We start from the raw sequence: 15336 nt of genomic DNA on the forward strand, positions 1-15336 counted from the left end.
CACAATAATTTCCAGAACAGTCGGGGTCCTACGTGAGCATCACCGCCATTATCACGGTACCGGTTTGTATACACCGCCTGCCTCCATCAGCAATGAAGAACTGGTGGCTTCCTTCAATCGTTATGTCGAGCTCCACAATGAGCGCAATGCGCATGCCATTGCACGGGGAGAGATCGACCCCCTGCAGCCTTCAGCTGTGGAGTTCATCGAGAAGGCCTCAGGAATCAAGAGCCGTCACGTCATGGACAAGGACGGCATACTGGACCCGGAGCGGATGTGCCCGCGCCTGCCGGAGCGCAGTAACGACGAGCCTTCCATCCAGTGTGACATGTCGGTGGCTGCCGCCCGTGAAGCGTTGGCCCAGGCTGGCCGCACGCCGGAGGATGTGGATGCCGTCATTGTGGCTTGCTCAAACCTGCAGCGGGCCTATCCTGCGGTTGCCATCGAGGTTCAGGAAGCCCTGGGTATCGACGGTTTTGCCTACGATATGAACGTGGCGTGCAGCTCGGCCACATTTGGCATCCAGGCGGCTGCCAATGCGGTTGAAAACGGCACTGCCCGGGCCGTGCTGGTGATCAGCCCGGAAATCTGCTCCGGACATCTCAACTTCCGGGATCGCGACAGCCACTTCATTTTCGGCGATGCGTGCACCGCCGTGCTCGTGGAGCGTGACGACCAGGTAGCGGCAGGTCACGGCTTCGAGGTGCTGGGCACCCGCCTGAAAACCCGTTTTTCCAACAACATCCGCAACAACTTCGGCTTCCTGAACCGGGGTGACGAAAGCGGCATTGGCAAGCCGGACAAGCTGTTCGTGCAGCAGGGCCGCAAGGTATTCAAGGAGGTTTCACCCATGGTGGCAGAGCTGATTGTCAGCCACCTGGAGAGCCTGTCCCTGAAAGCGGAAGACCTGAGGCGTATGTGGTTGCACCAGGCCAACCTGAACATGAACCAGCTGATTTCCAGGCGCGTCCTTGGCCGTGACGCCACTACCGATGAAGCGCCGGTCATCCTGGACGAATACGCGAACACCAGTTCCGCCGGCTCTATCATCGCCTATCACCAGCACAAGGATGACTTTACCCCCGGTGATCTGGGAGTGATCTGTTCCTTTGGCGCCGGCTATTCCATTGGCAGCGTGGTGGTGCGCAAGCGCTGATCCCATACCCGTTCAAGGCCGAACTTCTGGATGATGACTGCCAATCAGGAATGACCATGTTTCATGAAATGCCCAAAGCGGCTGCAACACTGACCCTGGCGGCGCTGCTGCTTGCCGGGTGTGCATCTTCCCCGGACCAGGTAGCTGATGAAACGGTCCAGCCCGATGAGAGGGTTTCCACCGAGACCGGACAAACGGGCAGTCGCGATCCCTGGGAGCCCTGGAATCGCCAGGTCTTCGCTTTCAACGAGACGGTAGACGACTGGGTGCTGCGGCCAGTGGCTGAGGGATATCAGTTCGTGATGCCCTCGTTCGCGGACCGGGCAGTGACCAATTTCTTCAATAACCTCACCGAAGTCCGCAACTTCGTTAACAGTGTCCTCCAGCTCAAGGGGGAACACGCCGTGGTGGCTGCAGGGCGGTTTACCTACAATACTGTCTTTGGTCTTGGCGGGTTGTTTGATGTGGCAACCGCCTTTGACCTGCCCGAGCGCCCGGAAGATTTCGGGCAGACCCTGGGGTACTGGGGCGTAGGGCCGGGCCCGTACCTGATGTTGCCGTTCCTGGGGCCATCCTCGCCGCGTGATTTCACCGGTTTCGCCACGGAAACCCTGACCTTCCCGTCACTGTGGGTTTACGCAGAGAGTCCTGATCGTTACTACGCCCTGGCCCTCGATGTTGTCGACACGCGGGCCGACCTGATTTCAGCAGAGCGCTTCATATCTGGTGACCGATATGTGTTCGTGCGTAATGCCTATCTGCAACGGCGGGAATACCTGATCAACGACGGCAAGGCTACTTCCGACCCCTTTACCAGCGGTGAAGAGGAAGACCTGATGCTGGACAACTTCTGAGCTCGTCCAACCGGCGATATTCTACGCGGGAAAGTGAACCGGTCGGTGTGTCATGGTGACAGTCAGCGACCGCCGACGGTATCATGGGAGCATCATAATGCGGGCCTTCGACTGAAAGGGACGGGCCCGGTAATTCCGGCCGCCAGCTGACTGGATCTTCATGTACTACGACTTCTTCGGGTTTCGGGAGCCGCCGTTCTCAATTGCGCCGGACCCTCGATATCTGTACCTCAGCGAACGCCACAAGGAAGCCCTGGCTCACCTGATGTATGGCGTCCAGGGGCAGGGTGGCTTCGTGGTGATCACCGGTGAGGTAGGTACCGGCAAGACCACCATCAGCCGCTGTTTCATCGAGAATGTTCCCGATCACGTCGACATCGCGCTGATCCTTAACCCACGCTTGTCTGCCCGTGAGTTACTGGCGTCCTTCTGCGATGAGCTGGGCATCCCCTACGCTGAAAATGCCACCATCAAGCAACTGATTGACCGGATCAACCAGCACCTGCTGGAAGCCCATGCCCGCGGGCGCCACCAGGTACTGATGATCGACGAGGCCCAGAACCTGTCCGCGGAAGTGCTGGAGCAACTGCGCCTGCTCACCAACCTTGAGACGGCGGAAAAGAAACTGCTGCAGATTGTCCTGCTGGGCCAGCCGGAACTGAAAGAAATGCTCGACCGGCCGGAACTGCGGCAACTCAACCAGCGGGTCACCGCGCGTTACCACCTGGATGCCCTGGAGCGGGAGGAATTGCCGGCTTACCTGCATTACCGACTGGGAGTGGCCGGGGTCAAGGTGGAACTGTTCAGTCCGGCGACAACCCGCCTGCTGTTCCGCAAGAGCCATGGTATTCCCCGGTTGATCAACCTGCTCAGCGACCGGGCCCTGCTGGGGGCCTACAGCGAGGGTGTCCAGCATATTGAGCCCCGTCACATCCGCGCCGCCGCAAAGGAAGTCGGTGGCCTGGCGTCGCGCCCGTCGCCCAATGCTGTGCCCCCTGTGCTTCGCCTGGTAACCGTGGCCGCTGTCGTTGTCGCATTGGCGGTTGCTGCATGGGCGGTGGTTGACCAGCGCCAGGGGGCTGCCATTCCCGAGCAGCTGGCGGCTGCCGGAGGCGCGCAGGGAGGAGACGCTGTTGAAACATTGCCAGGGCCGGGCAGTGAGGAAGGTGACCCGAATGATCCGGTGTCCACCGCCGGCGGCGACGATTCCGCCGAGGCGCAGGTCGCGTCGGGCACCGTCGAGCGTCAACAGGATGCGGTCAATGAGGCCGCTGAGCTACCTGCCTTTGACCTCGAGGAGCATGGCCTGTCAACGGCGGATGCCTATGCCGGCCTGTTCCGCCTGTGGGGCTTTGACTGGGATCGAAGTGCCTATCCCTTCGCCTGTGACTATGCCGATGCTGCGGGATTGCGTTGTATGCATCGCCAGGGGAGTCGGCGCAGCATGGAGGCTATCAACCGACCTGCGGTTCTGGATCTCCGTGGGCCCGGAGGAGAACGAACATACGTCACCCTGCTTCGCCTGAAGGGCGATGTGGCCAAAATTGCTACCAGGGAGGGGACGCTGGATGTATCGTTCAGCGACCTGGAAGATTACTGGTACGGTCAGTTTTCAGTGCTCTGGCAACTACCGCCCTATATGGCATGGGGGGGTGACCCGTCGGAGTTGCCCCGCAATAACCGCGAGGGTGTATGGCTCAGCGCCAGGATGATGCAGTTGGTCGGGATGCATGCCTCGGACCGTGAAGAAGTCGACCGGGTAAGTCGTATGATCCGCAACGAGCAGGTTCGCTGGTACCAGAAAGTCAAAGGCCTTAAGCAGGACGGGGTGGTCGGTGCCATGACCCTGATCCAGATGAGTAACGACCTGGACGCCGGCGTGCCTCGCCTTGTGCCCAGTGATGCTGCCATGGTCGCCCCCGTTGAAACCGGTCAGGCGACCCGGCCAAGGTCAGGGTAGTTCGAAGTATGTCCTACATTCTGGAAGCACTGAAGAAGTCCGAGTCCGAGCGCAACCAGGGCAGGGTGCCAGACCTTGGCCAGCAGGTTCGCATGATTCACCGGCGTCATCGTCGGGGTATCCCCGCCCTCGGCTGGCTGGCGATCGCCCTGACCCTGAATGCACTGGTGCTCGGGGTGCTGTTCTGGCCGGACAGCGGCCTTTTGCGGACCACGGTCGTCCCGGACCCGGCCCCAGCGCAGCATCAGGCGAACATGTCTTCAGTATCATCGACACCCAGCCCGGCGGCGGACTCCGCCACTGCGACAGAAGCGGTTCCCCAGGGCGGCACCGGGGCAGGCGCGCAGCCCGTGACCGAAGCGCCGGGGGAAATTGCTGAGGCTACCGGTGACCTTGATGGGGCCGGGGTAGTGGTACTGGATACGCTGGACGAAGCGCCTACGGTTATTGTCCCGACCGTTCGCCCTGCCAACCCAGATGGCAGTGACGACGCCTATTCACCGGCACCCTGGGAAGGTCGGGTTCCCCATCTGGTGGAATTGCCCATGGCCTTCCAGCGGCAGGTACCTGACCTGGTGTTCAACAGCCATGTCTACTCCTCACGCCCATCGGCTCGCAGTGTGATGATCAATAATCGCTACCTGCGGATGGGGGATACCCTGGGGCCGTTAAGGATCGAGAATATAACCGAGGATGGCGTGGAGCTCAGTATGGATGGCCAGCGCTTCCGGGTGGGTGTGGTCCGTGACTGGAGCAGCCCCCGCTAATGCCCCTGAGTGACGACGTAAAGGCGGAAATCCAGCAGGGTTATCGCGATGTACTGGCAGGCAAGGGTATCCGGGCCCGCTATGGCCAGCGGCTGATGATTGCCGAGATAGCCCGCTATATGGGAGATATCACCGAGGATGACGGCAAGCGCACTTCCGCGCCGGCAGCCTGCGTGGTGGAGGCTGGTACCGGTACCGGCAAGACCCTGGGCTACCTGATTGCAGCTATTCCGGTCGCTCGGGCGCTGGGCAAGACCCTGGTGATTTCCACGGCGACGGTGGCCCTCCAGGACCAGATCATCAGCAAGGACCTGCCGGACCTGGAGAAGCACACCAGGCTCAGGTTCGAATGGACCCTGGCAAAGGGGCGGGGCCGCTATCTCTGCCTGTCTCGCCTGGAAACCCGCCTGCAGGATGAAGGCCATGGTGACAGCGATACCATGCCGCTGTTCCTGTTGGATGAGGGCAGGGAACAGGAACCGGGTACCCGGGAGTTCTTCGAGGAACTGCTGGGGCAGTACGGTTCCAGGCAATGGGATGGCGACCGGGATCACTGGCCCAGCACCATCCCGGATGATATCTGGCGCCAGGTCACCACTGACCATCGTCAATGCACCAATCGTCACTGTGCCTATTTTGACAACTGCGCCTTCTTCGACGCTCGCAAGGGCCTGGAAACCGCTGACGTGGTGGTGGCCAACCATGACCTGGTGCTGGCTGACCTGGCCCTCGGCGGCGGTGCTATCCTGCCAGAGCCGGAGAACGCCCTCTACATCTTTGACGAGGCCCACCACCTGCCGGACAAGGCCCTGAACCACTTCGCCGCTTCGGTGCCGCTCAACAGTACTCGCCAGTGGCTCAAACAGCTGGGCCAGGCCCTGGTGAAGATCCAGCCCTGGTTACCACCATCCACTGTGGCCAGTCGCACCGTGGAAAAGGTGTCTGAAGCCTCCCGTCAGCTGGAAGACTGCCTCAACCGGGTCCAGGAACACCTGCTCAACAGTATCCAGTGGGAGTTCTCCGATGAGCGCCGCACGGCCCAGTGGCGTTATCCGGAAGGTGAGTTGCCTGAGCAGTTGCTGGCCCTGGCCACGGAAACCCGCGCCGCGACGGCCGGACTGGTTCGTCACCTGGGCACAATGGCGGACGAGCTCCAGAAAGGGTTTGACGAGCGCAAGGACCATGAACTGGACCGGGACACGGCGGAAGCCTGGTATCCGGTGATTGGCAGTTTCCATGCCCGCGCAGAGGACCAGTCCCGGCTTTGGGCCGCCTGGTGCGAGGCCCCGGCCCCCGCTTCGGATGACGACAAGCCGGCGCACCGGCCGCCACCTCCGGCCCGTTGGGCGGTGCGGCAACGCTGGGACCATGCCGAGGAGGTCACCCTGTACAGCAGCCCTGTACTGGCGGATAACCTGCTCTATTCGAGACTCTGGTCCCGGGCCCATGGCGCGGTGTTAACCAGCGCCACGCTGACTGCACTGGGGCGGTTCGATCGCCTGCGCTCCCGCGCGGGCCTGCCTGCCGACAGCCGCTACCTGGTGGTGCCCAGCTCTTTCCGCTATGGCGAAATGGCGACCGTGGAAGTGCCACCCATGGACGCGTTGCCAACGGATACGGAAGGCTTTACGGCCGCCCTTGTGAAGCGGCTGCCGGAATTGTGGGCGGCGGAAAAGGCAACGCTGGTGCTGTTTACCTCACGCCGGCAAATGAACGCGGTGCGTGACCGGCTGGCCCCGGACCACCCGGGACTGATCACCACCCAGGACGATATGGCCAAGGGTGAGGTGCTGCGGCATCACTGCGAGAGGGTAGACGCGGGGAAGCCCTCGGTTCTGTTCGGTGTCGCCAGTTTCGCCGAGGGCATAGACCTGCCAGGGCGTTACCTGGACCATGTGATCATCACTCGCCTGCCGTTCTCTGTGCCGGACGACCCTATCGAGGCCAGCCTGGCAGAGTGGGTCACCAGCCGTGGCGGTAATCCGTTCATGGAAATTACCGTACCGGACGCTTCCGTCAAGCTGGTACAGGCGGTGGGCCGACTGTTACGTACCGAGTCCGACACCGGTCGGGTATCCATCCTGGACCGGCGGATTGTCAGCCGCCGATACGGACAGCTGTTGCTCGATGCCTTACCGCCATTCCGAAGGATCATTCAGTAACGGTTCTGTGGTCCGGGCAACAGTTGCATTTGAGGAATATGGGCTACACTGAGTATTCGGAGACTCTCTATTCTCAAAAAGAATGAAAACAAACATCTTTATGCGTATTCTGGTAATAACACTGACAAAACCGTGACGCATAGCCGGTGGCAGGACGCAAAGTCCTGAATCCGCTTAGGGAGCGAAAGGATCAATGAAACTACAGCAGCTGCGTTATATCTGGGAAGTCGCCCATCACGACCTCAATGTTTCCGCTACGGCCCAAAGTCTGTTCACCTCTCAGCCTGGTATCTCCAAGCAGATCCGGCTACTGGAAGATGAGCTGGGTATCGAGGTGTTTGCCCGCAGCGGCAAGCATCTGACCCGGATTACACCCGGTGGCGAGACCATCATCCGCGAGGCTGGCGAAATCCTGCGACGGGTCGAAGGCATCAAGAAAATCGCCCAGGAGTTCTCGAATCAGCGCAAGGGTGACCTCAGTATTGCCACTACCCACACCCAGGCCCGGTATGCGCTGCCGCCGGTCATCCAGGGCTTTATCGAAGCCTACCCGGATGTATCCCTGCATATGCATCAGGGTACACCCATGCAGATTTCGGAGATGGCTGCCAACGGTGCAGTGGACTTCGCGATTGCCACCGAGGCCATGGAGCTGTTCAACGACCTGATCATGATGCCCTGCTACCGCTGGAATCGGTGCGTCATTGTGCCCCGGGACCATCCGCTCACCCAGCTGTCTGAACTGACCTTGCCGGAGCTGGCCCAGCACCCGCTGGTCACCTATGTGTTCGGGTTCACCGGCCGTTCCAAGCTGGATGAGGCGTTTCAGGCCGAAGGACTGGAACCGAAGGTGGTATTCACAGCTGCCGATGCCGACGTCATCAAGACCTATGTGAGACTGGGGCTCGGAGTAGGGATTATCGCGTCCATGGCCTATGACCCGGAAGCCGATTCGGATCTGGTGGCCCTGGATGCCAGCAAGCTGTTCCGTCCCAGCGTTACCCGGCTTGGCTTCCGCAAAGGGACCTTCCTGCGTGGTTACATGTACGATTTCATGGAGAGATTTGCCCCACACCTGAGCAGGGACATGGTAAATGAGGCCGTTGCCCACCAGGGTAGCCGGCAGGAAATCGAAGACCTTTTCCGTGATGTGGAGCTGCCGGTCTACTGACCGGTCAGCTTCCGGGTGTCAACGTCAGGCGCTGCCAATGTTGCTGGCAATCAGGTTGCCAGCGTGCAGTCCGCATTCCTTCTGGGTGGCTTCTTCCCACCACCAGCGGCCCTCCCGTTCGTGCTGTCCGGGAAGCACCGGACGTGTGCAGGGCTGGCAACCGATGCTGACAAAGCCCCGCTCATGGAGCTTGTTGTAGGGCGCCTCGGAAATACGTATATAGTCCCAGACCTCCTTTGACGTCCAGTTGGCAAGGGGGTTGAACTTCACCAGTCCTCCGCTACGACCTTCAAAAGCATCGTCGAGCTGTACCACCGGCACCTCATTGCGGGTGCCCGGGCTCTGGTCCCGGCGCTGGCCGGTAATCCAGGCATCCAGGGTTTTCAGCTTCCGGCGCAGGGGTTCGACCTTGCGGATACCACAGCACTCCCCGTGGCCGTCCTCGTAGAAACTGAACAGGCCTTTTTCGGTTACCAGCGATTGCACCGCTTCCGCATCCGGAAACTGGAACTCAATCTCGATACCATAGTGCTTGCGAACCTGTTCGAAGAATTCATAGGTTTCCGGGTGCAGGCGGCCGGTGTCCAGGGAAAACACCCGCAACCGGTCTGTGAGCTTGTGAGCCATTTCGATCAGGGCAACATCTTCGGCTCCACTGAAGGAAATGGCGACTTCGTCGTAACGGGCCAGCGCGGCCTTGAGGATGGCCCGGGGGCTTTGTCCATCAAGCTCTTTCTGAAGTTGTTCAATCTCGCTCATCGGAAGTCTGGTCCCATTGCAGGTGGTCGCCCGGACCGGGTCCGGAGGATACTGATTATTGGATGGTGGCGCCAATCTATCACCGGAACGCAGGTTGCTGAAGGAATCTGCAATCATAAGGTTATATCAACGGTCGGGGCACAGCCCGGTCGATCGTGATGGACGGTGCATTCCCCGCGCGTTTTTTCTATCATAGCCGCGCGATTTGCCATTAACCCCATTGCCGCTAGTCGGCGACTGACAGGAGACCACCGTGGAACTTGCGTGCCTTGACCTTGAGGGAGTACTGATCCCGGAAATCTGGATTGCCTTTGCGGAAAAAACCGGTATTGAGGAGCTCAAGGCCACCACCCGGGATATTCCTGACTACGATGTGCTGATGAAACAGCGCCTGCGTCTGCTGGACGAACACGGCTATGGCCTGCCAGCAATCCAGGAGGTTATTGGTGAACTGGATCCGCTGCCCGGTGCCCGGGAATTCCTCGACTGGTTGCGTGACCGCTTCCAGGTGGTGATCCTGTCGGACACCTTCTACGAGTTCGCCATGCCGCTGATGAAAAAGCTGGGGCATCCCACACTGCTGTGTCACAAGCTGGAAGTTGACGAGAATGGCCGCATCATTGACTACCTGCTGCGCCAACGTGATCCCAAGCGCCAGTCGGTCCGGGCCTTCCAGCTGCTCAACTATCGCGTGATCGCCGCAGGCGATTCCTATAACGACACTACCATGCTGTCCCAGGCGGAAGGCGGCATTCTGTTCCATGCGCCCCAGAATGTGATTGACGAATTCCCCCAGTTCCCTGCAGTACACGACTTCGAGGAGCTCAAGAAGACCTTCCTGTCACTCAGTCACCGCCACTGACGGGATGTTCAGGCAGGCGCGCCTGGAGGCGAGGCTGGTTCAGGCCTGCACTCAGGTGCCGCCTTCACCGCGTTGCTGGCTTCCCATGGCCTCCAGGGTGTCTAGCAGACGTTGTATCTTGCTGAGAGACTCCTGGTACTCATCCTCCGGATCGGAATCCGCCACAATACCGCAGCCCGCCCAGGCCCGGATGGTCCCGTCTGGCAAGGTCTGAAGGCTGCGTATGGCGATATTGCTCACCAGGTGATTGTTCGCATCCCACCAGAACAGGGTGCCGCAATAGGGGCCCCGGACGTGGGATTCCAGTTCGTCGATGATTTCCATCGCCCGCCGTTTTGGTGCGCCGGTAATGGAGCCTCCCGGGAAGGCGCTCAGCATGGCCTCGAAAGGAGTAATTCCACGCTTGAGCAGACCGGTAACGGTGCTGACCAACTGGTGGACATTGCGATAACTCTCCACCTCGAACAACTGCGGTACCTTTACTGAGAACGGCTTGCAGAAGTGAGAAAGGTCGTTGCGGATCAGGTCCACGATCATCAGGTTCTCGGCCCGGTCCTTGGCGTTGTTTACCAGGTCTTCTGCCAGCGTCCTGTCCCTGTGCGTGTCTTCGCTTCGAGGCCTGGTACCCTTGATGGGTTTGCTGGTAACCCGGCCGTTGTCGATTTCCAGGAACAGTTCCGGTGACACGCTCAGCAGTTGCCACGACCCTGCGTCCAGGTAGCCTCCATGGGGCACGGGTATCGCATCCGCCAGGGCCTGCCACGCCTGCCAGGGCGAACCCTCAAAGGTGCCTTCAAACTGTTGTGACAGGTTGGCCTGGTAGCAGTCGCCGGCCTGGATGTACTCGAGCACCTGGCCGACCCCCTTCCGGTACTGTCCGGGTGTGCAGCACGCCTGGAAGTGACGGGTCATCCGGAAGGTATCAGCGGGCTCTGTGGGAGAGGGGGCCGCCAGCAGGCCCAGCACCTGCTTACGAGTGGCAGGGGGGCAGGCCGGGTCAAAGGCCAGTGTAGCGGTTGTCGAAGTCTCCTGCCGGGTCAATTCCAGTTGCCAGAAGTAGAGCCCTGCCCAGCCTACCGTGCCCGGCGTTGTTTTTTTGCTACAAAACCCGGGAACCGTATGGCCGCCGGCATCGTAAAACAGGCTGCCAGCGATAAAACCGCAGCGATCCGTACCGGCAATAACCCGGTGGCTTGCCAGGATATCGTCCACGGCCTGGTCGAACGTTTCCCTCTCGGCGGAGAACTGCCATTGCCGTTCAGGCATTGCGCTGTAACGGCGACTGCTGCCGCGCTGTGTCCCCAGGCACAGGAATCCGTCAAGCCCGGACAGGGCAGTGACGAAGTCGGCAATTTGGGCAGGCGGCACAGAGAAGCGGTTAGACATCCGGTAACCTGACAGGAAAATGGGTCGTGCATGATACCCTATATCCACCTCGAGCCTGTAACCCGGAAACTGCGGGAAACCCGTTTCGTCCCAGTCTGCTGTCCACGGTGAAGCGTCCATTGTTGTCCACTATCCGATCAAACATCCGCAAGCGTTGGCAGGCTTGGATCAACCGTCGAATTCCGGTGGACGACCGGCGACGCTTTGATCGTCACTCCATTTTCATCCTTCCCACCGCTGCCGGGCTGGTGTTTGGCCTGCTACTGGTGGTTATGCTGCTTACCGGAATCAATTACCAGAACAGCCTGATCTACCTTTTGACGTTCCTGCTGGGGGCGCTGTTTGTTGCGGCCATGCACCAGACCCATAACAATCTTAGCGGCCTCGAACTGACCTTGTTGCAGCCGGGGGAAGGCTTTGCCGGGGAGCCGATCCCGTTCCGGTTTGTCCTGCAGGCACCCCATGACGCTACCGCCATCGAGTTGGGAGAAGAGACCGGGGGTGCCGTTACCCTGTCGGTATCCGGCCACGACCGGGTCGAGGGCACACTGCAGGTGGCCAGCCGGGAGCGGGGTTATCTGCGTCCGCAACGGTTGCGGGTGGAAACCCGGTTTCCCTTTGGTTTGCTCATGGCCTGGTCCTGGTTACATCCGGTTACCCCGGCCCTGGTCTACCCGAAACCTGTGGTGCCACCACGCGCGCCGGAAGGCAGCGTGGAAGCTGGCGACACTGAAGCCGTATCCGTCAGCCAGGGCCAGGACCAGGTGGAGCTCCGCCCCTGGCGGGAAGGTGACCTTAGCGCCCGCATCGACTGGAAGCGATACTCGCGGAACGGGGAGATGGCTGTCGCCGACTGGCAGGGGGAGCAGGGCAGTCCGCAATGGCTGGATTTTGATGGCTTTCCGGGAGTCGATCACGAGCTTCGCCTGAGCTACCTGGCTGCCCTGGTACTGGATCGGGAGCGGACCGGTGAGCCCTGGGGGCTGCGGCTGCCGGGTATCACCATTGAGCCCGACCTCGGCAACCTCCACACTCGGCAGTGCCTGAGAACCCTGGCTACCTGGCAGAGGTCAGCACCCGGCGAGGGGGTCCAATGAGCCTAAAACCGTCGCTACTGCCCACCCGTGCCCTGCTGTGGCTGCTTTGTGGCTTCCTGTTGTTGCTGTTACCCCAGTGGGACCGGCTTCCGGTCTGGCTCGCCGCAGCCTGTATTGCACTGGCCGGCTGGCGGTGGCTGGCGCAGACCGGCCGGGCCCGTCTGCCGGGCAGATGGCTGAGGCTGGCCATTATGGGCACCCTGATTGCGGTCTACATCGCCACAGTCAGCGGTCGGTTCAGTGTCGATACGGCGGCCTCATTCTTTGTGCTGGCGGTCGGCCTCAAGTGGCTGGAAACGGCCAACCGGCGGGATTTCTTTGTTCTGTTCTTCATCCTGGTATACCTGGCCACAGTGAATTTCCTGTTTCGTCAGGGCATTGGCTGGTCATTAGTGACCCTGGCCGGGGTGGTAGTGACCCTGGTGGCACTGCAACTGTTGCATACGCCTGCGGACAGCCGACACAGCTCATTCCATGGTCTCCGGCGCCTGGGCGGCATGCTCTTGAAAACCCTGCCGGTGGTGATCGCGCTGTTTGTGTTCTTCCCCCGTATGGCGCCGTTATGGAGTGTGCCCCTGGTTTCGGACCAGGCTCGAACGGGGCTGTCGGACTCCATGACGCCCGGGGATATTTCGAGCCTTGCGCAAAGCAGCGAGCGGGCGTTCCGTGTGACGTTCGCTGGCGAAACGCCCGAGCACAGAGACCGGTACTGGCGCGGCCTGATCCTTGACCGTTTCGATGGCCGTACCTGGAGTCAGTGGCAGCAGGAGCCCTATCGTCCCCTTGGTCGGGTCAACCGGGACGCAGGCCTCGAAGCGCTGGCTGACAATGAATACGATGTGCTGATGGAAGCCTCCGGCCAGCGATGGGTCTATGCGCTGGATAATTCCCGGCCGGTATCTGCCAATATTGCGGAAGTATCCGGGAGGGTATTCCGGCTGGAGCGGCCCGCGGATACCTCGGTGCGTTACCGTATGGAGCTGGAGCGGGAAACAGGCACGGCTGGCGGGCTCTCGCCTGCGGAGCGCCGCCAATACCTGCAACTGCCCCCGCAAGGCAACCAGCGTAGCCGGCAGTTGGCCCGGGACCTGGCCATGGGCGCAGGCACGGACCTGGCCTTTGCCAACGCGGTGCTCAACCGGTTCCGGGAGCAACCCTACTATTACACCCTGCGTCCACCGGCCATGCCAGACGACCCCGTGGACACCCTGTTGTTCGATGCCCAGCGAGGATTCTGCGCCCATTACGCCAGTGCCATGACCTTCCTTTTGCGGGCCGCTGACATACCTGCACGGGTCGTGGCTGGCTACCAGGGAGGCTCCCCAGGCCCCGACGAGGCCTACCTGATTATCCGCCAATACGATGCCCACGCCTGGGTGGAAGCCTGGATCGAGGAGCGGGGCTGGGTGCGCTTCGATCCGACAGCGGCGATCGCACCACAGCGGATCGAGTCTGGCCTGCGGGATGCTGTCGCCGAGGAGGGCTCGTTCCTGGAGGATAACTGGGCATCCCCACAGCGTTATGGCGATCTTCCCCTGGTGCAGTGGGCGAGCCTGCAACTGGACCGGATCAACTATAATTGGCAGCGCTGGGTTATTGGCTATCAGGGTCAGTCACAAATGGACCTGATGAGCCGTCTTCCAGGGAATATCGGACTCAGGGAGCTGGGCTACCTGACGGCCGGCCTGATGGGTGTTGCTTTGCTGGTGGCAGCGCTGGTCGCGGCGATTCGCCATGGCGGGGCAACACGAACAGACCCGGCCGGGGTGCTGGTTTCACGGTGGGCCCGGCTGTTGCAGAAGCGGGGGAGCGCCGTACCGGCCGGGGCAACGCCGTTGGAGCTCGCCAGGATGACCGAGCAACAGGCGCCGGCAGCCGCTGCGGTCGCACGCGCCTTTGCCCGTGACCTTAACAATCATTACTATGGCTCCGGTTCCCGGTCGCGTCCCGGGCGCGGCAGCCACCGGTCAACCGAGCTGCGCCTGATGCGCCGGCGCCTGGCTCGCATCCGCCGGGAACTGAGAAAACGATCCACCGTACACGGGCCTGCGCAGCACCCGTCCTGATTCGGAAGTCACTGTGAACGACATGCCCTGGCTGACGCCGGTACTTGAACATTTCGGGCAGGCCCTGGATCAGGGACGTTTGCCCCATGCCAGCCTGGTTACCGGTGAACGCGGCGTGGGCAAGCGTCAGCTGGCTGAGCGAATTGCCGCATTGCTGGTTTGCGACCGTCGAACGCCAGGTATGCGCGCCCCGTGTGGGGAGTGCCGGCAGTGTCAGTTACGGGCGGGTGAGTCCCATCCGGATATCCGGCTTTACCAGCCCGAGAAATCCCGCATGATCCGTATCGACCAGGTGCGGTCATTGTCGCAGTTTGCGGTGGCATCACCCCAGGTGGCGGGGGTTAAGGTTGCCATTGTCCACCGGGCGGATCAGCTGAACATCAATGCCGCCAACGCCTTGCTGAAAACCCTGGAGGAACCCGCGTCAGATGTGGTGCTGTTGCTCCTCCAGGAGACCGGACGGCCAGTGCTTCCTACCATCCGGTCCCGCTGTCGTATCCTGCCAGTGGCAATCCCGCCGGCCGAAGAGGCGACTGCGTGGCTTGCCACAGAACTCAACACCAGTGAAGGGGCGCCTGATCCGGAGCGCCAGGCCCTTGCGCTGTACCTGGCCGGCGGTGCTCCGAGACTGGCAATGGAGTTACTGGAGAGTGGCTTCCTCGACCAGCGGGACGCCGCCCTCGACGCTTTTCGCCAGTTTATGAAGGGCGCAATAACGGTTGCGATGACTGCCAGGGCGTTCCGGGACCTCGGTCACGAGGCCACCCTGAACCTGATGGAAGGCTGGGCTAATGACCTGGCTCGCGTTATGGCGGGAGGCCTCGCCCGCGATCCGGGGATCGCAGAGGTGGTACGATACCTGGCCCAGTCGAATCCGCCATGGCGCGCGCAGCAACTTGTCGACGCGATCCGGGACTCCCGGCGCGCGCTGGTGAATAATGTGAACCCGGAACTGGAGACTGATCGTCTGCTGATTCAGTGGCGGGGCCTGATGCCTGGCCGGAGACGTTCGGCGGGCTAAGGAGCCAGTGTCACTCCGGCGGGAGGTTCAGGCCGGCCAACAATTACGAAGGTAGTGTGGCATCCTGTGCCATTA

Annotated in this window: 12 protein-coding genes; 10 read left to right on the forward strand and 2 right to left on the reverse strand. The window is 61.3% G+C overall.

Translation table 11 applies throughout. The features are described 5' to 3' along the window. The first annotated feature begins 7 nt into the window (after positions 1–7). From LJ360_RS09530 to cysB, 6 genes are all read left to right on the forward strand, one after another. Positions 8–1156 carry a beta-ketoacyl-ACP synthase III gene (locus LJ360_RS09530; protein WP_264996018.1) on the forward strand — a complete coding sequence of 383 codons (1149 nt, stop codon included), beginning with the start codon at positions 8–10 and terminating at the stop codon, positions 1154–1156. Positions 1157–1212: 56 nt separating this feature from the next. Then, positions 1213–2010 carry a VacJ family lipoprotein gene (locus LJ360_RS09535; RefSeq protein WP_245742533.1) on the forward strand — a complete coding sequence of 266 codons (798 nt, stop codon included), beginning with the start codon at positions 1213–1215 and terminating at the stop codon, positions 2008–2010. 160 nt (positions 2011–2170) lie between these two features. Beyond that, positions 2171–3970 carry an ExeA family protein gene (locus LJ360_RS09540; protein WP_264995939.1) on the forward strand — a complete coding sequence of 600 codons (1800 nt, stop codon included), beginning with the start codon at positions 2171–2173 and terminating at the stop codon, positions 3968–3970. Positions 3971–3978: 8 nt separating this feature from the next. Continuing rightward, positions 3979–4737, forward strand: coding sequence for a general secretion pathway protein GspB (locus LJ360_RS09545; RefSeq protein ID WP_091850291.1), 759 nt, complete (start codon positions 3979–3981; stop codon positions 4735–4737). After that, positions 4737–6899, forward strand: a complete 2163-nt coding sequence (gene dinG / locus LJ360_RS09550) for an ATP-dependent DNA helicase DinG (protein ID WP_264995940.1) — start codon at positions 4737–4739, stop codon at positions 6897–6899. The genes LJ360_RS09545 and dinG overlap by 1 nt, the downstream gene beginning before the upstream one ends. Before the next feature lie 193 nt (positions 6900–7092). Next, positions 7093–8070, forward strand: coding sequence for an HTH-type transcriptional regulator CysB (gene cysB, locus LJ360_RS09555; protein WP_091850295.1), 978 nt, complete (start codon positions 7093–7095; stop codon positions 8068–8070). Positions 8071–8094: 24 nt separating this feature from the next. On the opposite strand, the gene LJ360_RS09560 is transcribed toward cysB, so the two are convergent. After that, positions 8095–8829: a phosphoadenylyl-sulfate reductase gene (locus LJ360_RS09560; protein ID WP_264995941.1), complete on the reverse strand. Its 735-nt coding sequence runs from the start codon at positions 8827–8829 to the stop codon at positions 8095–8097. Positions 8830–9082: 253 nt separating this feature from the next. On the opposite strand from LJ360_RS09560, the gene thrH reads away from it, so the two are divergent. Continuing rightward, on the forward strand, positions 9083–9691 hold the full coding sequence (thrH, locus tag LJ360_RS09565) for a bifunctional phosphoserine phosphatase/homoserine phosphotransferase ThrH (protein WP_264995942.1): 609 nt from the start codon (positions 9083–9085) through the stop codon (positions 9689–9691). 51 nt (positions 9692–9742) lie between these two features. On the opposite strand, the gene pabB is transcribed toward thrH, so the two are convergent. Then, positions 9743–11077: an aminodeoxychorismate synthase component I gene (gene pabB / locus LJ360_RS09570; protein ID WP_264995943.1), complete on the reverse strand. Its 1335-nt coding sequence runs from the start codon at positions 11075–11077 to the stop codon at positions 9743–9745. A gap of 26 nt (positions 11078–11103) precedes the next feature. Here pabB and LJ360_RS09575 point away from each other — a divergent pair, with 26 nt between their 5' ends. From LJ360_RS09575 to holB, 3 genes are read left to right on the forward strand one after another with little or no spacing between them, the layout of a single operon-like run. Then, on the forward strand, positions 11104–12174 hold the full coding sequence (locus LJ360_RS09575; protein WP_264995944.1) for a DUF58 domain-containing protein: 1071 nt from the start codon (positions 11104–11106) through the stop codon (positions 12172–12174). Then, a complete protein-coding gene (locus LJ360_RS09580; protein ID WP_264995945.1) occupies positions 12171–14240 on the forward strand; it encodes a transglutaminaseTgpA domain-containing protein in 2070 nt (689 codons plus the stop codon). The genes LJ360_RS09575 and LJ360_RS09580 overlap by 4 nt, the downstream gene beginning before the upstream one ends. A gap of 22 nt (positions 14241–14262) precedes the next feature. Continuing rightward, complete coding sequence (gene holB, locus LJ360_RS09585; RefSeq protein ID WP_264996019.1) at positions 14263–15261, forward strand: DNA polymerase III subunit delta'; 999 nt, start codon at positions 14263–14265, stop codon at positions 15259–15261. Positions 15262–15336: the final 75 nt, after the last annotated feature.

Origin of the sequence: Marinobacter sp. AN1, assembly GCF_026013985.1 — a bacterium.
GTDB lineage: Bacteria > Pseudomonadota > Gammaproteobacteria > Pseudomonadales > Oleiphilaceae > Marinobacter > Marinobacter segnicrescens.

Bases quoted from the DNA above. Each gene is read 5' to 3' on its own strand.
- LJ360_RS09580 (WP_264995945.1), top strand. From the start codon at position 12,171: ATGAGCCTAAAACCGTCGCTACTGCCCACCCGTGCCCTGCTGTGGCTG.
- cysB (WP_091850295.1), top strand. From the start codon at position 7,093: ATGAAACTACAGCAGCTGCGTTATATCTGGGAAGTCGCCCATCACGAC.
- LJ360_RS09560 (WP_264995941.1), bottom strand. From the start codon at position 8,829: ATGAGCGAGATTGAACAACTTCAGAAAGAGCTTGATGGACAAAGCCCC.
- holB (WP_264996019.1), top strand. From the start codon at position 14,263: ATGCCCTGGCTGACGCCGGTACTTGAACATTTCGGGCAGGCCCTGGAT.
- LJ360_RS09540 (WP_264995939.1), top strand. From the start codon at position 2,171: ATGTACTACGACTTCTTCGGGTTTCGGGAGCCGCCGTTCTCAATTGCG.
- dinG (WP_264995940.1), top strand. From the start codon at position 4,737: ATGCCCCTGAGTGACGACGTAAAGGCGGAAATCCAGCAGGGTTATCGC.
- LJ360_RS09535 (WP_245742533.1), top strand. From the start codon at position 1,213: ATGTTTCATGAAATGCCCAAAGCGGCTGCAACACTGACCCTGGCGGCG.
- pabB (WP_264995943.1), bottom strand. From the start codon at position 11,077: ATGTCTAACCGCTTCTCTGTGCCGCCTGCCCAAATTGCCGACTTCGTC.
- LJ360_RS09545 (WP_091850291.1), top strand. From the start codon at position 3,979: ATGTCCTACATTCTGGAAGCACTGAAGAAGTCCGAGTCCGAGCGCAAC.